This window comes from Salmonella sp. 32120201201600049SM, assembly GCF_017572835.1.
GTDB classification, from domain to species: domain Bacteria; phylum Pseudomonadota; class Gammaproteobacteria; order Enterobacterales; family Enterobacteriaceae; genus Salmonella; species Salmonella enterica.
In genome coordinates this window covers 173,580-196,237 of the sequence record NZ_JAGESA010000007.1, presented here as the reverse complement: position 1 = coordinate 196,237, position 22,658 = coordinate 173,580, and the positions used below count along the sequence as shown (strand labels likewise).

Genomic DNA, 22,658 nt, shown 5'->3' with positions numbered 1-22,658 from the left:
GGCGGCTCTCAGTTTTTATTTTTTAGCAGCATCTGCGGCTTTAGCGTCAGCCGCATCGGCAGGTTTAGCATCCGCTTTCGGCGCTGGTTTGATATCCAGCAGCTCTACGTCGAATACCAGGGTGGAGTTCGCCGGGATACCCGGAACGCCCGTTTTACCGTAGGCCAGCGCCGGTGGGATAACCAGCTTGATCTTGCCGCCTTTCTTAATATTTTTCAGGCCTTCAGTCCAGCCAGGGATAACGCCGTCCAGACGGAAGGAGAGCGGTTCGCCGCGCGTGTAAGAGTTATCAAACTCTTTACCGTCGATCAGCGTACCTTTGTAGTTCACCACAACGGTATCGCTATCTTTCGGCGCCTCGCCTGTGCCTTCTTTCTCTACTTTGTAAAGCAGACCGGTAGAGGAGGTTTTCACGCCTTTCTCTTTAGCAAAAGCGTCGCGGAACGCTTTACCTTTTGCTTCGTTATCGGCAGCGTCTTTTTCCATCTTCGCCTGAGCAGCGCTCTTCACGCGTGCTTCAAACGTCTGCAGCGTTTGCTCAATTTCCTGATCGGACAGTTTGCTCTTATCGGCAAAGGCATCCTGAACGCCGGCAATCAACTGATCTTTATCCAGTTTGATGCCTAACTTTTCCTGCTCTTTAAGCGAATTTTCCATGTAACGACCCAGCGAGGCGCCCAGCGCATAAGCCGCTTTTTGATCGTCGTTTTTAAATGCTGCTTTGCTATCAGCGGTAGCTGCCGGTTTCGCCGCATCAGCAGCAAAAGTGATCGGTGCGTGCATAGCAACGGCCATCGTAGTTGCCAGCAGCGTGGCTTTAAACAGTGATTTCATCCATATCTCCAGGGCCGGGGCATCTCGCCCCATGTTAACTTACGTAAGAAGCGTACTATAAATCGTTGCAGAACAAATCAACATACGAACACGCCCTATTATCACTTCTTTTCAGACTCTTTTTGTTTAAATTAGTTTCGTAGTGCGCGTAATGGTTGCTGTGAAAGCCGGTAAAGTTAAGTAGAATCCGCCGACGGAGACAACATAAAGAGGTACATCATGCAGGATATCACGATGGAAGCTCGTCTGGCTGAACTGGAAAGCCGTCTGGCGTTCCAGGAGATTACCATAGAAGAACTAAACCTGACGGTAACCGCACATGAAATGGAGATGGCGAAGCTGCGCGATCATCTGCGTTTGCTCACGGAAAAGTTAAAAGCCAGTCAGCCGTCAAATATCGCCTCTCAGGCAGAAGAAACGCCGCCGCCGCATTATTGAGACGAAAAAAAAGCGGGGATAACCCGCTTTTTTGTGCCCGATGATTTATCGAACCAATGATAATACCCTAACGATTTCGAGTCACAGCAAGGCGGCAAGCTTGAAAATTCCCCGGGAGCATAGATAACTATGTGACCGGGGTTTGAAAGCGTAGCCAACACCGCGGTGGCTTGAAAGACGACGGGGATTAATGGCAACCGCAGCCGCCTTTACCACCACCGCCGCAGCAGCCTTCGCCGCCGTGCTCGTGACCATGGTCATGACCATGACCGCCACAGCAGCCATCTTCACCGTGATCGTGGTGGTGATCGTGCGCGCCGTGAACATGACCGTGAGCCAGTTCTTCTTCAGTCGCTTCACGAATCGCAACAACTTCTACGTTAAATTTCAGATTCTGGCCAGCCAGCATGTGGTTACCATCAACCACAACGTGATCGTCTTCCACTTCGGTAATCTCTACCGGTACCGGGCCCTGGTCGGTTTCCGCCAGGAAACGCATCCCTACCTGCAGTTCATCAACGCCCATAAAGACGTCTTTAGGCACACGCTGCACCAGATTTTCGTCATACTGACCGTAAGCGTCGTTCGCGCCAACAGCGACATCAAATTTGTCGCCAACTTCATGGCCTTCCAGCGCCGTTTCCAGGCCAGAGATCAGAGAGCCGTGGCCGTGCAGGTAATCCAGCGGCGCACTCACCGGAGACTCATCAACCAACACACCGTCTTCTGTACGTACCTGATAGGCCAGGCTGACCACCAGGTCTTTTGCTACTTTCATGATATCTCCTGAGCATGGGAAGAATAGTGGCGCAGATTGTAGCGGAATTCTGCAGCCGTGTACCCCTTAGCTTAAAAAAACCTGCGGCATATCGCTAGTCCGGATGAAAAATCCCGATCACTTGCTCTTCTTTGCGAACATGCTCGCGAACGTCTTTATCCGCTTCCCGCATTTGATGCCCGCACTTAACGCATTCAACAATATCGACATTATTTTCACGCCACATCGCCATTGTATCCTGCGCCTGACAGGCCGGACATTTCGCGCCTGCAATAAAACGTTTACGGATTGCCATTGTTCACCTCTACTCAAATTCATCCCAGCCATCCAACTGGCGCCGTTCCTGTTGCATTTCGCGCTGAAAAATCTCCTCCAGCTCGCGTCGGGCCTCTCTGGCGCGCGAAATCTGTACCATGTCGCTATGCTCCGGGATCAGCTCCCGCAACATTCGCATATCCAGCCGACGAAAATGCAACTGCGCGCGTTGCGCCTGATGCGGATGCATACCTAACGACACCAGAGTTTTACGTCCCAGTTCCAGCGCGCTGGAAAACGTTTCACGGGAAAACTGCGTGACGCCAGCCTGTAATAACTCATGGGCCTCCACACGTCCACGCGCTCGCGCAAGAATATGCAGATGAGGAAAATGCTGCTGACACAGCGCCACCAGCTTCATCGTGTCTTCCGGTTCATTACACGTGATGACTATCGACTCCGCCGCCTCCGCGCCCGCAGAACGCAGCAGCTCGACTTGTGTAGCGTCGCCGTAATACACTTTATAACCATATTTGCGCATCAGATTAACGGCGCCGATATCGCGTTCCAGCACGGTGATACGCATCTTATTCGCCATCAATAAGCGAGCGATCACCTGACCAAAACGGCCAAAGCCGACGACAATTACCTGGGGCTTATCATCCTCAACCCACGGCTTTTCATCATTCTCTTCCGGGCCATTAAGGCGGCGCGATAACCACTTATCAATCCCTTTCATCAGTAGCGGCGTGGTCATCATTGATAACGTGACAGTCACCAATAATAACGCCATCTGATCGCCCTGAAACAGGCGCTGAGAAGAGGCGGTAGAAAAGAGCACAAAAGCGAACTCGCCCCCCTGACTCAGCACGCTGGCAAACTGCATCCGTTCAGAACTTCTTATTCCATATAACCGCGCCAGCAGATACAGCGTCAGCATTTTTATGACGACCAGAATAACAACGCTCGCCGCCACCCACAGTAAATGGGTATAAAGTACGCCGAGATTTAGCAACATACCGACGGAGATAAAGAACAGCCCAAGCAGTAAACCTTTAAAGGGATCAATAGCGTTTTCCAGCTCATGCCGGTATTCACTCTCTGCCAGTAAAACGCCGGCAATGAAGGTTCCCAGGGCCATCGACAGTCCCAGCGCGTCCATAAATAAGGCGGCGCTCAACACCAGCAACAGCGTCGCGGCAGTGAAGACCTCCCGCACGCCGGACGCAGCAATAAAACGAAATACCGGGCGCAACAGGTAACGACCGCCAATCAGCATTACCGCGAAAGCCAGTACCTTCATTGCCACTTTAAACCAGTCGAAATGCTCGTCGGCCGATCCCGCCAACAAAGGCACCAACGCCAGCGCGGGGATCACCGCTAAATCCTGAAACAGTAAGACGGAAAACCCTAACTGCCCGGACTCGCTACGATTCATGCCTTTCTCGCGCATCAGTTGTAGCGCCATCGCCGTCGAAGACATCGCCAGGCCAATCCCGCCGACGACCGCCGCCTGCCATAAGAAATCAGCAAGCATCAATAATCCCGCCAGCACCGCCGCGCTTAACAGCACCTGAGCAGCGCCGACGCCGAAGATAGAGCGCCGCAGTTGCCAAAGCCGGGACGGATTGAGTTCGAGACCAATGATAAACATCAGAAACACGACGCCCAGTTCAGAAAAGTGCAGGATCTCGTCAACGTCGCTGATAAATCCCAGCCCCCACGGGCCAATCGCAATTCCCGCCAGCAGATAACCTAATACCGCGCCGATGCCCAGCCTGGCGGCTAACGGCACCGCCGCTACCGCCGCGAAGAGGAACAACACTCCCGCGGTCAATAAATCAGCACCTTCCATCAATAGCCTCCCGCGCTCACAGGATTCGCCAGCCACTCGCCATAGGCTTTCGCATGACTGGCCAGCGTCTGCGGCGACTGGCGGCGCGCCCAGTACACAATAATGGGCGGCATCCAGTGCATCCGGCACATGGCCGCGGTCAGTTCAAAGGGGCGGAGTACATCGCTCATTGGATAGCGGTTTAGCGCGTCATACCGGTAAGCGCTCTCCGGCTCGCCGGTCGTAATCACGCTACGCCAGTACTTTCCCACCAGTTGGTTTCCCCCTGGTCCGCTGGCGAACCCCCGACTCAAAACGCGATCAAGCCATTCTTTCAGTAAAGCCGGACAGCTATAGGTGTAAAGGGGATGCTGAAAAACAATGACGTCGTGCTCACGTAACAGGGCTTGTTCATAGGGCGTATCGATAAAAAAATCAGGATAGCGCGCATAAAGATCGTGCACGGTTACGTTATTGTGCTGTATGGCCGGTTTAAGCAGTACCCGGTTAGCAACCGAGTCCTGAGATTCCGGATGGGCATACAACAGCAAGACTTTCGCTGGCTGAGACATCAATCCCCCTCCCGGTTGTTTTGGGTCGATACATGCCATTCTTCAGGCCGCTTCTACGTTGACAGCGTTTGTTCAACTCAGAAACGTACTCCATGTCCGCCGCTGGGGATTAATGAGAGATATTCTTGTCCCTCACCAAAGGCGACCTGAATGATTTTGTGTATCGTTGTTGTTTTGAGCTACCATTGCGCTCCAGCGCGGCGGTACGCCCGAATATTACATTATCATAATGATAAATTAACATAGTCTGAACATACGGCGCCTTATGATTGTTTTCTCCTCGTTACAAATTCGTCGCGGCGTGCGCGTCCTACTGGACAATGCCTCGGCTACCATTAATCCAGGCCAGAAAGTCGGCCTGGTGGGTAAAAACGGCTGCGGTAAATCTACCCTGCTGGCATTGCTAAAAAATGAAATCAGCGCCGATGCCGGGAGTTTTACCCTGCCCGGAACCTGGCAATTAGCGTGGGTGAATCAGGAAACACCTGCGTTGCCTCAGCCAGCGATTGAGTATGTCATTGACGGCGACCGTGAATACCGGCATCTGGAGGCGCAGCTTAACGACGCCAACGAACGTAACGACGGACATGCTATCGCCTCCATACACGGCAAGCTGGACGCCATCGACGCATGGACCGTTCGCTCGCGCGCCGCCAGCCTGTTACACGGCCTCGGCTTCTCTAACGATCAGCTGGAACGTCCGGTCAGCGACTTTTCCGGCGGCTGGCGGATGCGCCTTAACCTGGCCCAGGCGCTGATTTGCCGTTCCGATTTACTGCTGCTCGACGAACCGACCAACCACCTCGATCTGGATGCCGTTATCTGGCTGGAAAAATGGCTGAAGAGCTATCCGGGCACCCTGATTCTGATCTCCCACGATCGCGACTTTCTTGACCCGATAGTGGATAAAATTATCCATATCGAACAGCAGACTCTGTTCGAGTACACCGGCAACTACAGCGCGTTTGAAGTTCAGCGCGCCACGCGCCTGGCGCAGCAGCAGGCGATGTATGAGAGTCAGCAGGAGCGTGTGGCGCATCTGCAAAGCTACATCGACCGTTTCCGCGCCAAAGCGACCAAGGCCAAGCAGGCGCAAAGCCGTATCAAGATGCTGGAGCGTATGGAGCTGATTGCGCCGGCTCATGTCGACAACCCGTTCCATTTCAGCTTCCGCGCACCGGAAAGCCTGCCGAACCCGCTGCTGAAGATGGAAAAAGTCAGCGCAGGTTATGGCGATCGCATCATTCTGGAATCCATCAAGCTGAACCTGGTGCCCGGCTCGCGTATCGGCCTGCTGGGTCGCAACGGCGCGGGGAAATCGACGCTGATCAAGCTGCTGGCGGGCGAACTGGAACCGTTGCACGGTGAAATCGGCCTCGCCAAAGGCATTAAGCTCGGCTACTTCGCCCAGCACCAACTGGAGTTCCTGCGCGCCGATGAATCCCCGCTGCAACATATGGCGCGTCTGGCGCCGCAGGAACTGGAGCAGAAGCTGCGCGACTATCTCGGCGGCTTCGGTTTCCAGGGCGACAAAGTAACGGAAGAGACGCAACGTTTCTCCGGCGGCGAGAAAGCGCGCCTGGTACTGGCGCTGATCGTCTGGCAGCGTCCAAATCTGCTGTTGCTCGATGAACCGACCAACCACCTGGATCTCGACATGCGCCAGGCGCTCACCGAAGCGCTGATTGATTTTGAAGGCGCATTGGTCGTCGTGTCGCACGACCGCCACCTGATTCGCTCCACCACTGACGACCTCTATCTGGTTCACGACAAAAAGGTCGAACCGTTCGACGGCGACCTGGAAGATTATCAGCAGTGGCTGAGCGACGTGCAGAAGCAGGAAAACCAGGCCGACGACGCGCCGAAGGAAAACAACGCCAACAGCGCCCAGTCACGCAAAGATCAGAAGCGTCGCGAAGCCGAGCTACGCACTCTAACGCAGCCGCTGCGTAAAGAGATTACCCGTCTGGAAAAAGAGATGGAAAAGCTCAACGCCCAGTTAGCGCAGGCGGAAGAGAAGCTCGGCGACAGCAGCCTGTATGACCCAAGCCGTAAAGCGGAGATGACCGAGTGCCTGCAACTGCAGGCCAGCGCCAAATCCGGGCTGGAAGAATGTGAAATGGCATGGCTTGAGGCGCAGGAACAGCTTGAGCAGATGATGCAGAACGACTAAGAGCCTATCCCATTAGGCTATTTTATTCGCCATTTTAGGGCCGGGCAGTGCTCGAAATCCTCACGTACTATGTGTACGCTCCGGTTTCTGCGCGCTGTCCGGCCCCAAACTGGCTTCAACAATTACGCCTACTGCGATAGGCTCTAACGCACGGGGCGGACGATGAACCTGTCAATCACCGACGATATTACCTTCCGCAAGCTCACCATCTTCATGACCTTTATGGAGAAGGGCAACATCGCCCGCACCGCCGAGGCGCTGCACACGCTGGAAGAGAACGTTCGTGGTCCGCTGTTCGTCCATAAAGGCCTCTTCGGTACTCGCCCTGGTATAAAGATTACCGTTGCGGCCGGCAGCACCGGAACAGAAGCCTGCGTTATGTGATTTAGCGGCAAAGGTTGCCGTGATTTATTTTCGTCAGCGCGTCGTTCACGCCAAATAATTTAAACGTCACCTCATCAACGCCAAGATTTTTCAGACGCGCAGTGTGTTTTTTAATATAAGCCTGCGCCGTTTCTTCGGATTCAAACAAGTAAATGCCGCCAGCTTGCTGGTTTTTCTCGCTTTCTGTCCAGATTTTCCAGATGAAGCCCGGCTCCTCATTGATAGACTCCGCCAGCCCGACCAGTTGCTGAGTCATCTCCTCGCCAAAAGGGCCGCTAAAGTTAAAATGGATCTGTAAAAGTGTCTTCGACATGCCTTCTCCTTGAGTCACATAACTATCGTGTTGCCACACTACCACGATTAATTCGGCTGATGCAGGGGTTCACGCGATTTCTGTGGGGTATTGCGCGCGCCTTGCATACCGCCCCCTCTGGTGAAATGAGGCGCAATTTTATTTCGCCAGACGACCAATTGAACGTAAAATCACATATTGACTAATCTGTGAACCTTATGCGCGGTATAGTATTGTTTCCAATTATCAATTGTTCTGGTGCTATGGTTGAGATCACGTCCACAGAAATGACCCCGCCTGTCAATGACTCGCATGAATTTATTCCCATGCGTGGCATTCGTAATCGCCATTTACAAACTATGCTGCCGCGCTTAATCCGCCGCAAAGTGAAGTTCAACGCCCACTGGCAGCGGCTGGAGCTACCGGACGGCGATTTTGTCGATCTGGCATGGAGCGAAGAACCGCAACAGGCAAAGCATAAACCGCGGCTGGTGGTCTTTCACGGTCTGGAAGGCAGCCTGAACAGCCCCTATGCCCACGGGCTGATTGAGGCGGCGCAAAAGCGCGGCTGGCTGGGCGTGGTGATGCACTTTCGCGGCTGTAGCGGCGAACCCAACCGTCTGAATCGTATTTACCACTCCGGTGAAACGGAGGACGGAGCCTGGTTTTTACGCTGGCTACAGCGGGAGTTCGGCGCCGTTCCGACAGCCGCCGTGGGCTATTCGCTCGGCGGTAATATGCTGGCGTGCCTGCTGGCGAAAGAAGGCCGCGATATTCCCATCGAGGCGGCGGTAATTGTTTCTGCGCCTTTCGTTCTCGAAGCCTGTAGCTACCACATGGACAAAGGGTTTTCCCGCGTCTATCAGCGTTATTTGCTTAATCTGTTAAAAGCGAATGCGTCACGCAAGCTGGCGGCATATCCCGGGTCGCTGCCGGTGAATCTGGCGCAACTGAAATCAATGCGCCGTATTCGCGAGTTTGACGACCTGATCACCGCGAAAATTCACGGCTTTGCCGACGCCATCGACTACTATCGTCAGTGTAGCGCCATGCCGTTGCTTAACCAGATTGCTAAACCGACGCTGATTATTCACGCTAAAGACGATCCGTTTATGGATCATCATGTGATCCCTAAAGCGGAAGATCTGCCCCCGCAGGTGGAGTATCAGCTGACTGAGCATGGCGGACACGTAGGATTTATCGGCGGTACGCCGCTGCGCCCTGAAATGTGGCTGGAACGCCGAATTCCTGACTGGCTGACAACGTACCTGGAGGCGTCATCATGATCATTCCCTGGCAGGGGCTCGCCCCCGACACGCTGGACAACCTGATCGAAAGCTTTGTGTTGCGCGAAGGCACCGATTATGGTGAACATGAACGTTCGCTTGAACAAAAAGTCGCTGACGTAAAACGCCAACTGCAATCCGGCGAGGCCGTGCTGGTATGGTCTGAATTACATGAAACGGTCAATATTATGCCGAAAAAGCAGTTTCGCGAATAAAACGCCTTTGCCGACAATACATTATTACTAAAGCTCAATCATGGAGTTGCCATGTCAGCCAAACATCCGGTGATAGCAGTAACAGGGTCAAGCGGCGCGGGGACCACCACCACCAGCCTCGCGTTTCGTAAAATTTTCGCGCAGTTAAATCTGCACGCCGCCGAGGTGGAAGGCGACAGTTTTCATCGTTACACCCGCCCGGAAATGGACATGGCGATCCGCAAAGCGCGTGACGCCGGGCGGCATATCAGCTATTTCGGGCCTGAAGCCAATGACTTCAGCCTACTGGAACATACCTTTATTGAGTACGGGCAGACGGGTAAAGGCCAGTCGCGTAAATATCTGCATACCTATGATGAAGCCGTACCGTGGAATCAGGTTCCCGGCACGTTTACCCCCTGGCAGCCGCTTCCCGAACCGACCGATGTGCTGTTTTATGAAGGACTGCACGGCGGCGTCGTCACCCCGCAACATGATGTCGCGCGTCATGTTGATCTGTTGGTTGGCGTGGTGCCTATCGTCAACCTCGAGTGGATTCAGAAACTGATTCGCGACACCAGCGAGCGCGGGCACTCCCGTGAAGCGGTGATGGATTCCGTGGTGCGTTCCATGGACGACTACATCAATTACATTACGCCGCAGTTCTCGCGTACCCATATTAACTTCCAGCGCGTGCCGACCGTCGACACGTCCAATCCGTTCGCCGCAAAGGGTATTCCCTCGCTGGATGAGAGTTTTGTGGTGATCCATTTCCGCAATCTGGAAGGGATCGATTTTCCCTGGCTCCTGGCGATGCTCCAGGGCTCGTTCATTTCTCACATTAATACATTAGTGGTGCCGGGCGGCAAAATGGGGCTGGCGATGGAGCTGATTATGTTGCCGCTGGTGCAGCGATTAATGGAAGGCAAAAAAATCGAATAACCGCGGTGAAATGCCCGATGGCGCTACGCTTATCGGGCCTACGAGATAAAAACGGGTAGGCCGGATAAAGCCACGCCGCCATCCGGCATCACATGTTACGCCGCAATCACTTCATACGAATGGGTAATATTGACCGCTTTTTCCAGCATTAGCGCCACCGAGCAATATTTTTCCGCGGAGAGATCGACAGCGCGCGCGACGGCAGCCTCTTTCAGATCGCTGCCGGTAACGATAAAATGCAGATTAATGTGCGTAAACAGGCGCGGCGCGTCTTCCCGGCGCTCGGATGTCAGCTTCACTTCGCAGTTGGTGACATTCTGACGGCCCTTTTGCAGGATTGATACCACATCAATAGCGCTACATCCGCCAGCCGCCATTAATACCATCTCCATCGGACTCGGCGCTTTGTCACCGGAGTTACCATCCATTAAAATCTGGTGGCCGGAGGAGGACTCTCCGAGGAACGTGAGCCCTTCAACCCACTTTACACGCGCTTGCATATTTCGTAACTCCAATGTTTCAATTTTCCTGAAAGATTACGCGCATACAACAAAACTCGCAATGGAAGGCGACCTGGGTCATGCTGAAGCGAGACACCAGGAGACACACGGCGAAAGCTATGCTAAAACAGACAAGATGCTACAGTAATACATTGACGTACTGCATGTATGCAGAGGACATCACATTACAGGCTACAATCTATTTTCGTAGCCCCCTTCCCAGGTAGCGGGAAGTATATTTTTGCAACCCCAGAGACAGTGCCGTTTTCTGGCTCTGGAGACAGCTTATAACAGAGGATAACCGCGCATGGTGCTTGGCAAACCGCAAACAGACCCGACTCTTGAATGGTTCTTGTCTCATTGCCACATTCATAAGTACCCGTCAAAGAGCACGCTGATTCACCAGGGTGAAAAAGCAGAAACGCTGTACTACATCGTTAAAGGCTCCGTGGCAGTGCTGATCAAAGATGAAGAAGGGAAAGAAATGATCCTTTCTTATCTGAATCAGGGTGATTTTATTGGTGAACTGGGCCTGTTTGAAGAAGGCCAGGAACGCAGCGCCTGGGTACGTGCGAAAACCGCATGTGAGGTCGCTGAAATTTCCTACAAAAAATTTCGCCAATTAATCCAGGTCAACCCGGATATTCTGATGCGCCTCTCTTCCCAGATGGCTCGTCGCTTACAAGTCACCTCTGAAAAAGTAGGTAACCTCGCCTTCCTTGACGTCACCGGGCGTATCGCTCAGACGCTGCTGAATCTGGCGAAACAGCCCGATGCCATGACGCACCCGGATGGGATGCAGATCAAAATCACCCGTCAGGAAATCGGCCAGATCGTCGGCTGCTCCCGCGAAACCGTTGGTCGTATTTTGAAAATGCTGGAAGATCAAAACCTGATCTCCGCGCATGGCAAGACCATCGTCGTCTACGGCACCCGTTAATCCCGTCAGAATGGCGCGTTTTATCATGCGCCATTTTTGTTTGCATCGATGTGGCGAAGACTGATTTATCACCCAGAGATTAATTACGCACTACGGCAAACGCTGGTGCTGTGCCTGCCTGTGGCTGTTGGTTTATTGATAGGCCAGCTACACCTGGGCTTGCTTTTCTCTCTCGTTCCCGCCTGCTGCAACATTGCAGGTCTGGATACCCCGCACAAACGCTTTTTTAAACGCCTGATCATCGGCGCATCGCTGTTCGCCGGATGCAGTCTGGTAACGCAACTTCTGCTGGCGGAATCCATCCCCCTGCCGTTGATCCTGACCGGGCTGACGCTGGTGCTTGGCGTGACGGCGGAAATTAGCCCGCTTCACGCGCGGCTACTGCCAGCGTCGCTGATTGCCGCCATCTTTACCCTGAGTCTTGCGGGATACATGCCCGTCTGGGAGCCGCTGCTCATTTATGCGCTGGGCACGCTATGGTACGGCGTGTTTAACTGGTTTTGGTTCTGGCTATGGCGCGAACAGCCGCTGCGCGAGTCATTGAGTTTGTTATACCGTGAACTGGCCGATTATTGCGAAGCGAAATACAGCCTGCTCACCCAACATATCGATCCGGAAAAAGCGCTGCCTCCCCTGCTGATACGCCAGCAAAAAGCGGTCGATCTCATTACCCAGTGTTACCAACAGATGCATATGCTTTCGGCGCACAACAATAATGATTACAAGCGTCTACTGCGGGCTTTTCAGGAAGCGATGGATTTGCAGGAGCACATCTCCGTCAGCTTGCATCAGCCGGAAGAGGTACAGAAACTGGTAGAACGCAGCCATGCGGAAGAGGTGATTCGCTGGAATGCGCAAACGGTCGCCGCCCGTCTGCGCGTGCTGGCGGATGACATTCTTTATCATCGTCTGCCGACGCGCTTCTCCATGGAAAAACAGATTGGCGCTCTGGAGAAGATCGCCAATCAGCATCCTGAAAATCCGGTAGGCCAGTTCTGCTATTGGCACTTCAGTCGAATCGCCCGTGTGCTGCGTACTCAGCGGCCGCTGTACGCCCGCGACCTGATGGCCGATAAACAGCGTCGTCTGCCGCTACTTCCGGCGCTGAAAAATTATATGTCTCTAAAATCGCCGGCGCTGCGCAATGCCGGACGCATCAGCGTGATGATGAGCATCGCCAGTCTGATGGGCAGCGCGTTGCACCTGCCTAAACCGTACTGGATACTCATGACGGTGCTGTTTGTCACCCAAAACGGCTATGGCGCGACGCGCGTACGTATTCTGCACCGTTCGGTCGGAACGCTGGTCGGCCTGGTGATTGCCGGCGTCACGCTGCACTTACATATTCCCGAAAGCATTACGCTGGCGGTCATGCTGGTACTAACGCTGGCAAGTTATCTGATTATTCGTAAAAACTACGGCTGGGCGACGGTCGGCTTTACGGTGACGGCGGTATACACCATCCAGTTACTGACGTTAAACGGAGAGCAGTTTATTGTGCCGAGGCTGATCGATACGCTGATTGGCTGTTTAATTGCCTTTGGCGGCATGGTCTGGCTGTGGCCGCAATGGCAAAGCGGGCTATTACGTAAAAACGCCCATGATGCGCTGGAAGCCGATCAAGAAGCTATCCGACTGATCCTCAGTAACGATCCGCAGGCCACCCCGCTCGCTTATCAAAGAATGCGGGTCAACCAGGCGCATAACACGTTATTCAACTCGTTAAATCAGGCAATGCAGGAACCCGGATTCAATACCCACTATCTGTCGGATATGAAACTATGGGTCACGCACAGCCAGTTTATTGTCGAGCATATCAACGCCATGACGACGCTGGCGCGGGAGCACACCATGCTGACGCCGGATCTGGCGCAGCGCTATCTGGAATCTTGCGAGATTGCGATTCAGCGCTGCCAGCAGCGCCTGGAGTACGACAGGCCAGGCGGCTCCGGCGATGTCAATATTCTGGAGTCGCCGGACATGCCGTCACATGGCTTATTGAGCACTCTGGAACAACATTTACAGCGCATCATTGGCCATCTGAACACCATGCACACCATTTCGTCGATGGCCTGGCGTCAGCGTCCGCATCACGGTATCTGGCTGAGTAAGCGGCTACGGGATACAAAAAGTTAAGACCGACTGCCGGATGCGCTACGCTTATCCGGCAATCCGCCATCAGGCCACCACCTTCCCTACCGCCTGCGCAAAGCGCTGCATTCCTTCATGGATATCCGCCTCTTCCACCACCAGCGACGGGGCAAAACGCATCACGTCGGCTCCGGCATTGAGCACCATCACGCCGGCCTCCGCGCCTGCGTACAGAAAATCACGCGCCCGACCTTTGTACTTCGGTTTCAGTTCCGCGCCAATCAGCAGCCCCATGCCACGAATATCGCTGAAAATGTCAAATTGCTCGTCAATCGCCTGCAAATGTTGCACAAACTGTTGCCGCTTAGTGTGAATGCCTTGTAGTACCTCTGGCGTATTAATAATATCGAATGCCGCGCCAGCCACCGCACAGGCCAGCGGATTGCCGCCATAGGTTGAACCATGCGAACCGACATGGAAGGCCGAGGCTATTTCCTGCGTGGTCAGCATGGCGCTCACCGGAAAACCGCCGCCTAACGCTTTGGCGCTGGTGAGGATATCCGGCGTGACGCCGTAGTGCATATAGGCAAACAGGTCTCCGGTGCGCCCCATCCCACACTGCACTTCATCAAACACCAGCAACGCCTGATGCTCGTCACACAGGTCGCGTAACCCTTTGAGGAATTCCGGTGTAGCCGCCTGCACGCCACCTTCACCCTGAATCGGCTCGACCACCACCGCGCAGGTGTGGTCATCCATTACCGCTTTCACCGCATGAAGATCGTTGAAGGGAACGTGAATAATATCGGCGGGTTTTGGCCCAAAGCCGTCGGAATATTTCGGCTGCCCGCCGACAGAGACGGTAAACAAGGAACGGCCATGAAAAGCGTTATGGAAGGCAATGATTTTCGTTTTGAACGGGCTATGGCGCACGCAGGCATAATGACGCGCCAGTTTAAAAGCGGTTTCGTTCGCTTCAGTGCCGGAATTCATAAACAGCACGCGCTCGGCAAACGTGGCGTCGATCAGTTTACGTCCCAGACGCAACGCCGGTTCATTGGTAAAAACGTTACTGGTATGCCACAAGGTTTCCCCCTGGGATTTCAGCGCCTCGACCAGCGCCGGATGGCAATGGCCCAGCGCAGTCACTGCAATCCCGCCGGCGAAATCGATATACTCTTTGCCCTGCTGATCCCATACGCGGCTGCCTTTACCTTTGACCGGAATAAAGTCCGCCGGTGCATAAACAGGCAGAATCACCTCATCAAAAGTTGCGCGCGTAATAGCCGTTTGTTCAGTTGCCATATCATTACCACCCGGTTAAGCAGAAAATTTAGTGAAATTATACTCACAAAATATGAATAAAAAATCACTCAATGACAACCATTAATCAACGTTGAAGAAAATTTTCCAGTAGCGCGTGTCCCTGTTCGCTAAGAATACTTTCCGGGTGGAACTGCACGCCTTCCAGATCCCACTCGCGGTGGCGAATGCCCATAATCTCCTGCGTTTCGCTCCAGGCGGTGATCTCAAAACACTCTGGCAACGTGGCAGGGTCGACAATCAGCGAGTGGTAACGTGTCACGGTTAACGGGCTGGGCAATCCCCGAAACACGCCCTGTCCATTATGCGTAACAGGTGACGTTTTACCGTGCATCACTTTCGCTGCCCGCACCACCGACGCGCCAAAGGCCTGCGCCATCGCCTGATGACCCAGGCAAACGCCCAGCATCGGAATACGTCCGGCATAATGGCGGATGACCGCCAGTGAAATGCCAGCGTCATTTGGCGTACAGGGGCCAGGAGAGATAACGATTTTTTGCGGGTTCAAAGCGTCAATGTGCGCCAGCGTCAGCGCATCATTGCGCCGGACCTGCACTTCCGCGCCCAGTTCACAAAAATACTGGTAGAGGTTCCAGGTAAAGGAATCATAGTTATCGATAAGCAGGATCATGGCGGCTCCGGGTGAGTAGAACCGCCCTATTTTACTCAGTTTCGCGAGCTTCGCTTATCGCTTTCTGAAAAATCGCCCGCAAAGCGGAGAGATCGCCCATCGCGCCGCTCTGGTTCGCCTGCTTCCATGTGTCAACCGCAATACCTTGCCAACTCAGCGCATAGCCTGCATGTAACGCCAGCTGTTCAAAGAAGATGCGCTGCGCCAGCCCGCTCCCCAAACGAAACGGATGAAGCACGTTAATTTCACAGTAGTAATGCGCCAGCCGCTCGACAAACTTCTCGTGCGCCAGACCGACCAGATAGCCCTCTTCTTCCAGATCCTGCATCAGAGCATTGCCCTCTTTTTCGATATAGGCAAAGTGGCAGAAACGGGTATCGCCCTGGTAAATATCGACCTCCCGCAGTTGCCCTGCCCAGTCGAAAATATCCTGATAGAGCTGGCGATGAATCGCGCACAGATGAGGCAAGCCGCGTACCAGCGGCCCCAGTTCAATCGTAGCGGCGCGGAGCGCGGTCATTTCGTATGCCGCTTGCGCCAGTCGCTGGGCCTGATGAATCCCCAGCCGATTACGCATCACATTCAGCCCCGGATAGAGGTACGGATCGCGCCCTTCGCCAAATTTATCGCTCATAGTGCCTCCGAAGCTCGTCAAGACGTGCCAGCGCTTCATCGGCGGTCAGGGTTACTAAGGGGATCTCAATACCTTCGAGACGGCAGCTTTGCTGGAAGTTAACGTTGCGCCGCTGTTCCCAAAAGCGTGACTTTTGTTTATCGGTAAGTTTCTTCACCGGGCCTCCCTGAATATGTCTGTGCTTGACCACAAGTATAAGCAGCAATTTCAGGTTACGCTGAGACAGGGAGAAAACGCGGGCGGCTCGCACCCGCGCAGGCATGTTTTATGGCAGGACTTTCGCGGAAAGGATAACGACTGGTTTTGTCGGCACATTCTGATAAGGTCCGACATCGTGCGTCGGTACCTGTGAGATTTTATCGGCGACATCCATACCTTTTACCACTTTACCAAATACCGCATAGCCAAAGTCGCGCTGGCCGTGGTCGAGAAAAGCGTTATCCGCGACGTTAATAAAGAACTGGCTGGTGGCGCTGTCTTTATCTGCGGTGCGCGCCATCGCGATCGTGCCGCGAGTATTACGCAGACCGTTGTCGGCTTCATTCTTAATAGGCGGATTCGGTTTCTTCTGCTGCATCTGCTCGTTAAAACCACCACCCTGAATCATAAAGCCAGGAATAACGCGGTGAAACGTAGTGTTGTTATAGAAACCACTGTTGACGTAATCGACAAAGTTTTTCACAGAAACCGGCGCTTTCTGGCTGTTCAGCTCCAGCTCAATATTCCCGGCGGAGGTGGTTAACAGCACATGAGGATCACCTTTTGCTGCCAACGCTACGGGAGAAAGAGCAGAAAGAGCGAAAACAGCTGCGACAGCCGCCAGAGTCGATTTGAGCATGAGATTTCCTTAAAGAGAGCAGAAATAAAGCAAGTGGAATGATTCTAAAGAGCCTTCCTGGGCCAGGCCAGCCCTTTACCTAATTTTACGTACATGAAACAAATGTAACGTTACGACGCAACGCCTTGTCCTTGCAATATGATGTGACAAACATCACATTAAAAAATGTAATGAACATTACTATCACTAATAATTATTTAAATACATCACAAAAACGCCTAAAATCTGCCCGCTTAACGCGCCCTCCACGCGCTTCACTTCTCTTCAAGGCCAGACATGACTAACAGCAACCGCATCAAGCTCACATGGATCAGCTTTCTTTCCTACGCCCTGACCGGGGCGCTGGTGATTGTCACCGGGATGGTGATGGGAAATATCGCAGACTATTTTCATCTGCCCGTTTCCAGTATGAGTAACACCTTTACTTTTCTGAACGCCGGGATTTTGATCTCGATCTTCCTCAACGCGTGGCTGATGGAAATCGTCCCGCTGAAAACACAGCTACGCTTTGGTTTTATCCTGATGGTGCTGGCGGTGGCCGGGCTGATGTTCAGCCATAGCCTGGCGTTGTTCTCAGCGGCGATGTTTGTGCTGGGGCTGGTCAGCGGGATCACCATGTCGATTGGCACCTTCCTGATTACGCAACTGTATGAAGGGCGTCAGCGCGGTTCCCGACTGCTGTTTACCGACTCCTTCTTCAGCATGGCGGGGATGATTTTTCCTATGGTCGCCGCCTTCCTGCTGGCGCGTAGTATTGAGTGGTACTGGGTCTACGCCTGCATCGGCCTGGTCTACCTGGCGATTTTCATCCTGACCTTCGGCTGTGAATTTCCGGCGCTGGGTAAACATGCGCAGCACTCTCAGGCGCCTGTCGTCAAAGAAAAATGGGGCATTGGCGTACTGTTTCTCGCCATCGCCGCGCTGTGCTATATCCTCGGTCAATTAGGCTTTATCTCCTGGGTGCCGGAATACGCCAAAGGCCTCGGCATGAGCCTGAATGACGCCGGGGCGCTGGTGAGTGATTTCTGGATGTCCTATATGTTTGGCATGTGGGCGTTCAGCTTTATCCTGCGCTTTTTCGATCTGCAACGCATTCTGACCGTACTGGCGGGTATGGCGGCGGTACTGATGTATTTGTTTATTACCGGCACGCAGGCGCATATGCCGTGGTTTATTCTGACGCTGGGCTTCTTCTCCAGCGCCATTTATACCTCCATCATTACGCTGGGATCGCAGCAAACGAAAGTGGCCTCGCCTAAGCTGGTTAACTTTATTCTGACCTGCGGCACTATCGGAACGATGCTGACCTTCGTCGTCACCGGCCCGATTGTGGCGCACAGCGGCCCACAGGCGGCGTTACTCACCGCGAATGGTCTGTATGCGGTGGTCTTTGTGATGTGCTTTGCGCTCGGCTTTGTCTCCCGTCATCGCCAGCATAGCGCGCCGGCTACGCATTGATAATGATTGCCGGATGGCGACGCGATGCGTCTTATCCGGCCTACAGCGTAAGCTGTTGGTAGGCCGGATAAGGCGACGTCGCCCTCCGGCACTCTATCCCCCTCCTGACGAGGTAGGCCTGTTGGTCTAAAAACCCCTCATTTTGTATGTTATTTGTACAATCCTGAAAAGCCTGACAATTCCGCCACTTATAAAAATCCAGACAAATCAGCCATATACCCATTAAGAGGTATATAAAGGTGAATTTGATTTACATCAATAAGCGGGGTTGCTGAATCGTTAAGGTAGGCGGTAATAGAAAAGAAATCGAGGCAAAAATGAGCAAAGTCAGACTCGCTATTATCGGTAATGGTATGGTCGGCCACCGCTTTATTGAGGATCTCCTTGATAAATCCGACGCTAGCCTGTTCGACATTACCGTGTTCTGTGAAGAACCCCGTAAAGCCTATGACCGTGTCCACCTGTCATCCTACTTCTCTCACCACACCGCGGAAGAGCTCTCTCTGGTGCGTGAAGGATTTTACGAGAAGCACGGCGTGAAGGTACTGGTTGGCGAACGCGCAATTACCATTAACCGTCAGGAGAAAGTGATTCACTCCAGCGCGGGTCGTACCGTTTATTATGACAAGCTGATCATGGCGACCGGTTCATATCCGTGGATTCCGCCGATTAAAGGCTCCGAAACCCAGGATTGCTTCGTTTACCGTACCATTGAAGACCTCAACGCTATCGAAGCCTGCGCCCGTCGCAGCAAGCGCGGGGCGGTGGTCGGCGGCGGTCTGCTGGGGCTGGAAGCCGCTGGCGCGCTGAAAAACCTCGGCGTGGAAACGCACGTCATTGAATTTGCGCCAATGCTGATGGCGGAACAGCTCGATCAGATGGGCGGCGAGCAGCTACGTCGCAAGATCGAAAGCATGGGCGTGCGTGTACACACCAGTAAAAACACGCAAGAGATTGTTCAGCAGGGTAACGAAGCGCGTAAGACTATGCGTTTTGCCGACGGCAGTGAGCTGGAAGTCGATTTTATCGTCTTCTCTACCGGTATTCGCCCCCGCGACAAGCTGGCTACCCAGTGCGGTCTGGCCGTCGCGCAGCGCGGCGGGATCGTGATTAACGACACCTGCCAGACGTCCGACCCGGATATCTACGCTATCGGCGAGTGCGCCAGTTGGAACAACCGCGTTTACGGTCTGGTCGCACCGGGCTATAAAATGGCCCAGGTTGCCGTTGACCATATCCTCGGCAGTGAAAACGCCTTTGAAGGGGCGGATCTCAGCGCCAAGCTGAAGCTGCTGGGCGTGGACGTCGGCGGCATCGGCGACGCGCATGGCCGCACGCCGGGCGCGCGTAGTTACGTTTACCTCGATGAAAGCAAAGAAGTCTACAAACGTCTAATTGTCAGCGAAGATAACAAAACGCTGCTCGGCGCAGTACTGGTCGGCGACACCAGCGATTACGGCAATTTGCTGCAACTGGTACTGAACGCCATCGAACTGCCGGAAAACCCGGATTCGCTGATCCTGCCGTCGCACGCGGGCAGTGGTAAACCCGCTATCGGCGTGGATAAACTGCCGGACAGCGCGCAGATCTGCTCCTGCTTCGATGTGACTAAAGGCGATCTGATCGCCGCTATCAATAAAGGCTGCCATACCGTGGCGGCGCTGAAAGCGGAAACCAAAGCCGGAACCGGCTGCGGCGGCTGCATCCCGCTGGTGACGCAGGTACTGAACGCCGAACTGGCGAAACAGGGTATTGAAGTCAACAACAACCTGTGCGAGCACTTTGCTTATTCTCGTCAGGAACTGTTCCACTTAATCCGCGTGGAAGGTATCAAAACCTTTGAAGAACTGCTGGCGAAACACGGTAAAGGCTACGGCTGCGAAGTGTGTAAGCCGACCGTCGGTTCGCTGCTGGCGTCGTGCTGGAACGAATACATCCTCAAACCGCAGCACACGCCGCTACAGGATACTAACGATAACTTCCTGGCGAATATCCAGAAAGACGGCACCTACTCGGTGATCCCGCGCTCGGCGGGCGGTGAAATCACCCCGGAAGGCCTGGTGGCCGTGGGGCGTATCGCCCGCGAGTTTAACCTCTATACCAAAATTACCGGTTCTCAGCGTATCGGTCTGTTTGGCGCGCAAAAAGACGATCTGCCGGAAATCTGGCGTCAGTTGATTGAAGCCGGTTTCGAAACCGGTCACGCGTACGCCAAAGCGCTGCGGATGGCGAAAACCTGCGTCGGCAGCACCTGGTGCCGCTACGGCGTGGGCGACAGCGTCGGTTTCGGCGTGGAGCTGGAAAACCGCTACAAAGGCATTCGTACCCCGCACAAAATGAAATTCGGCGTCTCCGGCTGTACCCGTGAATGTGCGGAAGCGCAGGGCAAAGATGTGGGTATCATCGCCACGGAGAAAGGCTGGAACCTGTACGTCTGCGGTAACGGCGGGATGAAACCGCGTCATGCGGATCTGCTGGCAGCCGATCTCGATCGCGACACGCTGATCAAGTACCTCGACCGCTTTATGATGTTCTACATCCGTACTGCCGACAAACTGACCCGTACCGCGCCGTGGCTGGATAATCTGGAAGGCGGCATCGAGTATCTGAAATCGGTCATCATCGACGATAAGCTGGGCCTGAACGAACATCTGGAAGAAGAGATGGCGCGCCTGCGCGCAGCGGTGGTCTGCGAGTGGACAGAAACCGTTAACACCCCATCCGCACAGGTTCGCTTTAAGCACTTTATCAACAGCGACAAACGCGACCCGAACGTCCAGGTTGTGCCTGAACGTGAACAGCATCGTCCGGCCACGCCGTATGAACGTATCCCGGTCACTCTGGTGGAGGAAAACGCATGAGTCAGTGGCAAAACATCTGCAAAATCGATGACATCCTGCCGGGAACCGGCGTCTGCGCGCTGTCAGGCGGCGAGCAGGTGGCGATTTTCCGTCCTTACCATAGCGATCAGGTGTTTGCGATCAGCAACATCGACCCGTTCTTTGAGGCCAGCGTGCTGTCTCGTGGGCTGATTGCGGAACACCAGGGCGAACTGTGGGTCGCCAGCCCGTTGAAAAAGCAGCGCTTCCGCCTGAGCGATGGTTTATGCATGGAAGATGAGCAGTTTTCTGTGAAACATTACGACGCGCGGGTGAAAGACGGCGTGGTGCAGTTGCGCGGTTAATTATTTTTGGGAGGCGCAACGCCTCCCCTTTTTTGTATTTTTTTTCATTTTAATTGTTATCACAAAATCATTTGTACTGCATCGCGGCGGCAACTGAGCAACAAATTCGTCAGGAACGAATTTGAACAGCCGCTGGCTGCCTTCGGTGAGGGACAAGGATGTCCCTCATTAATCCCCAGGAACATAGTTCACTATGTGACTGGGGTGAGCGAGGGCAGCCAACAAAGAGGCAGTGCAAAGGATGAAGTGAGAAAAGGATAATCAAATGTTTACAGACACTATCAATAAGTGTGCGGCTAACGCTGCGCGCATCGCACGCCTGTCGGCGAATAATCCGCTCGGCTTCTGGGTCAGTTCGGCAATGGCCGGGGCTTATGTCGGTCTCGGCATCATTCTTATTTTCACCCTCGGCAATCTGCTCGACCCGTCCGTACGTCCTCTGGTGATGGGAGCCACCTTCGGTATCGCCTTAACGCTGGTCATCATCGCCGGTTCCGAACTGTTTACCGGCCACACCATGTTCCTGACGCTGGGCGTCAAAGCAGGCACCATCAGCCACGGTCAAATGTGGGCTATCCTGCCGCAAACCTGGCTCGGCAACCTGGTCGGTTCCGTGTTTGTCGCCCTGCTTTACAGCTGGGGCGGCGGCAGTTTGTTGCCGGTCGATACCAGCATCGTTCACTCAGTCGCGCTGGCGAAAACCACCGCGCCCGCCACGGTACTGTTCTTCAAAGGCGCGCTGTGTAACTGGCTGGTTTGTCTGGCAATCTGGATGGCGATCCGCACCGAAGGCACGGCAAAATTTCTTGCTATCTGGTGGTGTCTGCTGGCGTTTATCGCTTCCGGCTACGAGCACTCCGTCGCGAATATGACGCTGTTTGCCCTCTCCTGGTTTGGTCATCACAGCGACGCCTATACCCTGGCCGGAATCGGACACAACCTGTTATGGGTCACTCTGGGTAATACTTTGTCCGGCGTCGTGTTCATGGGATTGGGTTATTGGTATGCTACGCCGAAATCGGAGCGTCCTGTTCCGCAAAAAACCAACCAAATTAAGGTTACAGCTAACCATTAAGG

General features: G+C 53.9%; 24 protein-coding genes. 12 read left to right on the top strand and 12 right to left on the bottom strand.

Going from position 1 to position 22,658, the window contains the following annotated elements:
• Positions 1-15 precede the first annotated feature (15 nt).
• Positions 16-834, bottom strand: a complete 819-nt coding sequence (gene fkpA, locus J4650_RS15720) for an FKBP-type peptidyl-prolyl cis-trans isomerase (RefSeq protein WP_000838222.1) — start codon at positions 832-834, stop codon at positions 16-18.
• A gap of 219 nt (positions 835-1,053) precedes the next feature.
• Here fkpA and J4650_RS15715 point away from each other — a divergent pair, with 219 nt between their 5' ends.
• A complete protein-coding gene (locus J4650_RS15715) occupies positions 1,054-1,272 on the top strand; it encodes a protein SlyX (RefSeq protein ID WP_001152701.1) in 219 nt (72 codons plus the stop codon).
• Between the two features lie 187 nt (positions 1,273-1,459).
• On the opposite strand, the gene slyD is transcribed toward J4650_RS15715, so the two are convergent.
• The 4 genes from slyD to kefG all read right to left on the bottom strand — a co-directional run bounded on the left by slyD (position 1,460) and on the right by kefG (position 4,711).
• Positions 1,460-2,050: a peptidylprolyl isomerase gene (slyD, locus tag J4650_RS15710; protein WP_000861341.1), complete on the bottom strand. Its 591-nt coding sequence runs from the start codon at positions 2,048-2,050 to the stop codon at positions 1,460-1,462.
• Between the two features lie 94 nt (positions 2,051-2,144).
• The gene (locus J4650_RS15705; protein WP_001007735.1) at positions 2,145-2,345 is read right to left on the bottom strand and encodes a YheV family putative zinc ribbon protein; all 201 of its coding nucleotides are present in this window, start codon (positions 2,343-2,345) and stop codon (positions 2,145-2,147) included.
• 9 nt (positions 2,346-2,354) lie between these two features.
• Positions 2,355-4,160: a glutathione-regulated potassium-efflux system protein KefB gene (kefB, locus tag J4650_RS15700; RefSeq protein ID WP_023993559.1), complete on the bottom strand. Its 1,806-nt coding sequence runs from the start codon at positions 4,158-4,160 to the stop codon at positions 2,355-2,357.
• Positions 4,160-4,711 carry a glutathione-regulated potassium-efflux system ancillary protein KefG gene (gene kefG, locus J4650_RS15695; RefSeq protein WP_000081820.1) on the bottom strand — a complete coding sequence of 184 codons (552 nt, stop codon included), beginning with the start codon at positions 4,709-4,711 and terminating at the stop codon, positions 4,160-4,162. The genes kefB and kefG overlap by 1 nt, the downstream gene beginning before the upstream one ends.
• Before the next feature lie 265 nt (positions 4,712-4,976).
• Here kefG and J4650_RS15690 point away from each other — a divergent pair, with 265 nt between their 5' ends.
• Positions 4,977-6,884 carry an ABC transporter ATP-binding protein gene (locus J4650_RS15690; protein ID WP_000634756.1) on the top strand — a complete coding sequence of 636 codons (1,908 nt, stop codon included), beginning with the start codon at positions 4,977-4,979 and terminating at the stop codon, positions 6,882-6,884.
• Between the two features lie 162 nt (positions 6,885-7,046).
• Complete coding sequence (locus J4650_RS15685) at positions 7,047-7,268, top strand: LysR family transcriptional regulator (RefSeq protein WP_023993560.1); 222 nt, start codon at positions 7,047-7,049, stop codon at positions 7,266-7,268.
• A 1-nt stretch (position 7,269) separates the two neighbouring features.
• Here the strand turns inward: J4650_RS15685 and J4650_RS15680 are convergent, their stop codons facing one another.
• Positions 7,270-7,581, bottom strand: a complete 312-nt coding sequence (locus J4650_RS15680; RefSeq protein WP_000047689.1) for a monooxygenase — start codon at positions 7,579-7,581, stop codon at positions 7,270-7,272.
• Positions 7,582-7,778: 197 nt separating this feature from the next.
• Here J4650_RS15680 and J4650_RS15675 point away from each other — a divergent pair, with 197 nt between their 5' ends.
• The 3 genes from J4650_RS15675 to J4650_RS15665 are packed head-to-tail and all read left to right on the top strand — an operon-like array spanning position 7,779 to position 9,982.
• Positions 7,779-8,846, top strand: a complete 1,068-nt coding sequence (locus J4650_RS15675) for a hydrolase (RefSeq protein WP_001214115.1) — start codon at positions 7,779-7,781, stop codon at positions 8,844-8,846.
• Positions 8,843-9,061, top strand: coding sequence for a YheU family protein (locus J4650_RS15670; protein WP_000586568.1), 219 nt, complete (start codon positions 8,843-8,845; stop codon positions 9,059-9,061). The genes J4650_RS15675 and J4650_RS15670 overlap by 4 nt, the downstream gene beginning before the upstream one ends.
• A 51-nt stretch (positions 9,062-9,112) precedes the next feature.
• Positions 9,113-9,982, top strand: coding sequence for a phosphoribulokinase (locus tag J4650_RS15665; RefSeq protein WP_001274690.1), 870 nt, complete (start codon positions 9,113-9,115; stop codon positions 9,980-9,982).
• 95 nt (positions 9,983-10,077) lie between these two features.
• Here J4650_RS15665 and J4650_RS15660 read toward each other — a convergent pair whose 3' ends face one another.
• Complete coding sequence (locus tag J4650_RS15660) at positions 10,078-10,482, bottom strand: OsmC family protein (protein WP_001148919.1); 405 nt, start codon at positions 10,480-10,482, stop codon at positions 10,078-10,080.
• A 307-nt stretch (positions 10,483-10,789) separates the two neighbouring features.
• On the opposite strand from J4650_RS15660, the gene crp reads away from it, so the two are divergent.
• Together crp and J4650_RS15650 are read left to right on the top strand one after the other, a co-directional pair.
• The gene (crp, locus tag J4650_RS15655; RefSeq protein WP_000242758.1) at positions 10,790-11,422 is read left to right on the top strand and encodes a cAMP-activated global transcriptional regulator CRP; all 633 of its coding nucleotides are present in this window, start codon (positions 10,790-10,792) and stop codon (positions 11,420-11,422) included.
• A 48-nt stretch (positions 11,423-11,470) separates the two neighbouring features.
• Positions 11,471-13,558, top strand: coding sequence for a YccS/YhfK family putative transporter (locus tag J4650_RS15650; protein ID WP_000269312.1), 2,088 nt, complete (start codon positions 11,471-11,473; stop codon positions 13,556-13,558).
• A gap of 42 nt (positions 13,559-13,600) precedes the next feature.
• Here the strand turns inward: J4650_RS15650 and J4650_RS15645 are convergent, their stop codons facing one another.
• The 5 genes from J4650_RS15645 to ppiA form a co-directional block, all read right to left on the bottom strand.
• Positions 13,601-14,818, bottom strand: coding sequence for an aspartate aminotransferase family protein (locus J4650_RS15645; protein ID WP_000190023.1), 1,218 nt, complete (start codon positions 14,816-14,818; stop codon positions 13,601-13,603).
• A gap of 85 nt (positions 14,819-14,903) precedes the next feature.
• Positions 14,904-15,467: an aminodeoxychorismate synthase component 2 gene (gene pabA / locus J4650_RS15640; RefSeq protein ID WP_000601878.1), complete on the bottom strand. Its 564-nt coding sequence runs from the start codon at positions 15,465-15,467 to the stop codon at positions 14,904-14,906.
• 31 nt (positions 15,468-15,498) lie between these two features.
• On the bottom strand, positions 15,499-16,101 hold the full coding sequence (locus J4650_RS15635; protein ID WP_023259923.1) for a putative adenosine monophosphate-protein transferase Fic: 603 nt from the start codon (positions 16,099-16,101) through the stop codon (positions 15,499-15,501).
• Positions 16,091-16,258: a YhfG family protein gene (locus tag J4650_RS15630; protein WP_001620545.1), complete on the bottom strand. Its 168-nt coding sequence runs from the start codon at positions 16,256-16,258 to the stop codon at positions 16,091-16,093. Before J4650_RS15630 ends, J4650_RS15635 begins: the two co-directional genes overlap by 11 nt.
• 108 nt (positions 16,259-16,366) lie before the next feature.
• On the bottom strand, positions 16,367-16,939 hold the full coding sequence (gene ppiA / locus J4650_RS15625) for a peptidylprolyl isomerase A (protein ID WP_000920482.1): 573 nt from the start codon (positions 16,937-16,939) through the stop codon (positions 16,367-16,369).
• A gap of 276 nt (positions 16,940-17,215) precedes the next feature.
• Here ppiA and tsgA point away from each other — a divergent pair, with 276 nt between their 5' ends.
• The 4 genes from tsgA (at position 17,216) to nirC (ending at position 22,656) form a co-directional block, all read left to right on the top strand.
• Positions 17,216-18,397, top strand: a complete 1,182-nt coding sequence (gene tsgA / locus J4650_RS15620; protein ID WP_023994415.1) for an MFS transporter TsgA — start codon at positions 17,216-17,218, stop codon at positions 18,395-18,397.
• Between the two features lie 317 nt (positions 18,398-18,714).
• A complete protein-coding gene (nirB, locus tag J4650_RS15615; RefSeq protein WP_000049249.1) occupies positions 18,715-21,258 on the top strand; it encodes an NADPH-nitrite reductase large subunit in 2,544 nt (847 codons plus the stop codon).
• Positions 21,255-21,581 carry a nitrite reductase small subunit NirD gene (nirD, locus tag J4650_RS15610; RefSeq protein WP_000084814.1) on the top strand — a complete coding sequence of 109 codons (327 nt, stop codon included), beginning with the start codon at positions 21,255-21,257 and terminating at the stop codon, positions 21,579-21,581. Before nirB ends, nirD begins: the two co-directional genes overlap by 4 nt.
• A gap of 265 nt (positions 21,582-21,846) precedes the next feature.
• On the top strand, positions 21,847-22,656 hold the full coding sequence (gene nirC / locus J4650_RS15605; RefSeq protein WP_023993564.1) for a nitrite transporter NirC: 810 nt from the start codon (positions 21,847-21,849) through the stop codon (positions 22,654-22,656).
• Positions 22,657-22,658: the final 2 nt, after the last annotated feature.

What these genes read in the sequence shown, in the direction of transcription:
- J4650_RS15680 (WP_000047689.1), bottom strand. Translation starts at nt 7,581, where the DNA reads ATGTCGAAGACACTTTTACAGATCCATTTTAACTTTAGCGGCCCTTTT.
- ppiA (WP_000920482.1), bottom strand. Translation starts at nt 16,939, where the DNA reads ATGCTCAAATCGACTCTGGCGGCTGTCGCAGCTGTTTTCGCTCTTTCT.
- J4650_RS15650 (WP_000269312.1), top strand. Translation starts at nt 11,471, where the DNA reads ATGTGGCGAAGACTGATTTATCACCCAGAGATTAATTACGCACTACGG.
- J4650_RS15645 (WP_000190023.1), bottom strand. Translation starts at nt 14,818, where the DNA reads ATGGCAACTGAACAAACGGCTATTACGCGCGCAACTTTTGATGAGGTG.
- fkpA (WP_000838222.1), bottom strand. Translation starts at nt 834, where the DNA reads ATGAAATCACTGTTTAAAGCCACGCTGCTGGCAACTACGATGGCCGTT.
- nirB (WP_000049249.1), top strand. Translation starts at nt 18,715, where the DNA reads ATGAGCAAAGTCAGACTCGCTATTATCGGTAATGGTATGGTCGGCCAC.
- kefG (WP_000081820.1), bottom strand. Translation starts at nt 4,711, where the DNA reads ATGTCTCAGCCAGCGAAAGTCTTGCTGTTGTATGCCCATCCGGAATCT.
- crp (WP_000242758.1), top strand. Translation starts at nt 10,790, where the DNA reads ATGGTGCTTGGCAAACCGCAAACAGACCCGACTCTTGAATGGTTCTTG.
- kefB (WP_023993559.1), bottom strand. Translation starts at nt 4,160, where the DNA reads ATGGAAGGTGCTGATTTATTGACCGCGGGAGTGTTGTTCCTCTTCGCG.
- J4650_RS15705 (WP_001007735.1), bottom strand. Translation starts at nt 2,345, where the DNA reads ATGGCAATCCGTAAACGTTTTATTGCAGGCGCGAAATGTCCGGCCTGT.
- slyD (WP_000861341.1), bottom strand. Translation starts at nt 2,050, where the DNA reads ATGAAAGTAGCAAAAGACCTGGTGGTCAGCCTGGCCTATCAGGTACGT.
- nirC (WP_023993564.1), top strand. Translation starts at nt 21,847, where the DNA reads ATGTTTACAGACACTATCAATAAGTGTGCGGCTAACGCTGCGCGCATC.
- J4650_RS15685 (WP_023993560.1), top strand. Translation starts at nt 7,047, where the DNA reads ATGAACCTGTCAATCACCGACGATATTACCTTCCGCAAGCTCACCATC.
- J4650_RS15690 (WP_000634756.1), top strand. Translation starts at nt 4,977, where the DNA reads ATGATTGTTTTCTCCTCGTTACAAATTCGTCGCGGCGTGCGCGTCCTA.
- J4650_RS15675 (WP_001214115.1), top strand. Translation starts at nt 7,779, where the DNA reads ATGCGCGGTATAGTATTGTTTCCAATTATCAATTGTTCTGGTGCTATG.
- nirD (WP_000084814.1), top strand. Translation starts at nt 21,255, where the DNA reads ATGAGTCAGTGGCAAAACATCTGCAAAATCGATGACATCCTGCCGGGA.
- J4650_RS15660 (WP_001148919.1), bottom strand. Translation starts at nt 10,482, where the DNA reads ATGCAAGCGCGTGTAAAGTGGGTTGAAGGGCTCACGTTCCTCGGAGAG.
- J4650_RS15665 (WP_001274690.1), top strand. Translation starts at nt 9,113, where the DNA reads ATGTCAGCCAAACATCCGGTGATAGCAGTAACAGGGTCAAGCGGCGCG.
- pabA (WP_000601878.1), bottom strand. Translation starts at nt 15,467, where the DNA reads ATGATCCTGCTTATCGATAACTATGATTCCTTTACCTGGAACCTCTAC.
- tsgA (WP_023994415.1), top strand. Translation starts at nt 17,216, where the DNA reads ATGACTAACAGCAACCGCATCAAGCTCACATGGATCAGCTTTCTTTCC.
- J4650_RS15715 (WP_001152701.1), top strand. Translation starts at nt 1,054, where the DNA reads ATGCAGGATATCACGATGGAAGCTCGTCTGGCTGAACTGGAAAGCCGT.
- J4650_RS15670 (WP_000586568.1), top strand. Translation starts at nt 8,843, where the DNA reads ATGATCATTCCCTGGCAGGGGCTCGCCCCCGACACGCTGGACAACCTG.
- J4650_RS15635 (WP_023259923.1), bottom strand. Translation starts at nt 16,101, where the DNA reads ATGAGCGATAAATTTGGCGAAGGGCGCGATCCGTACCTCTATCCGGGG.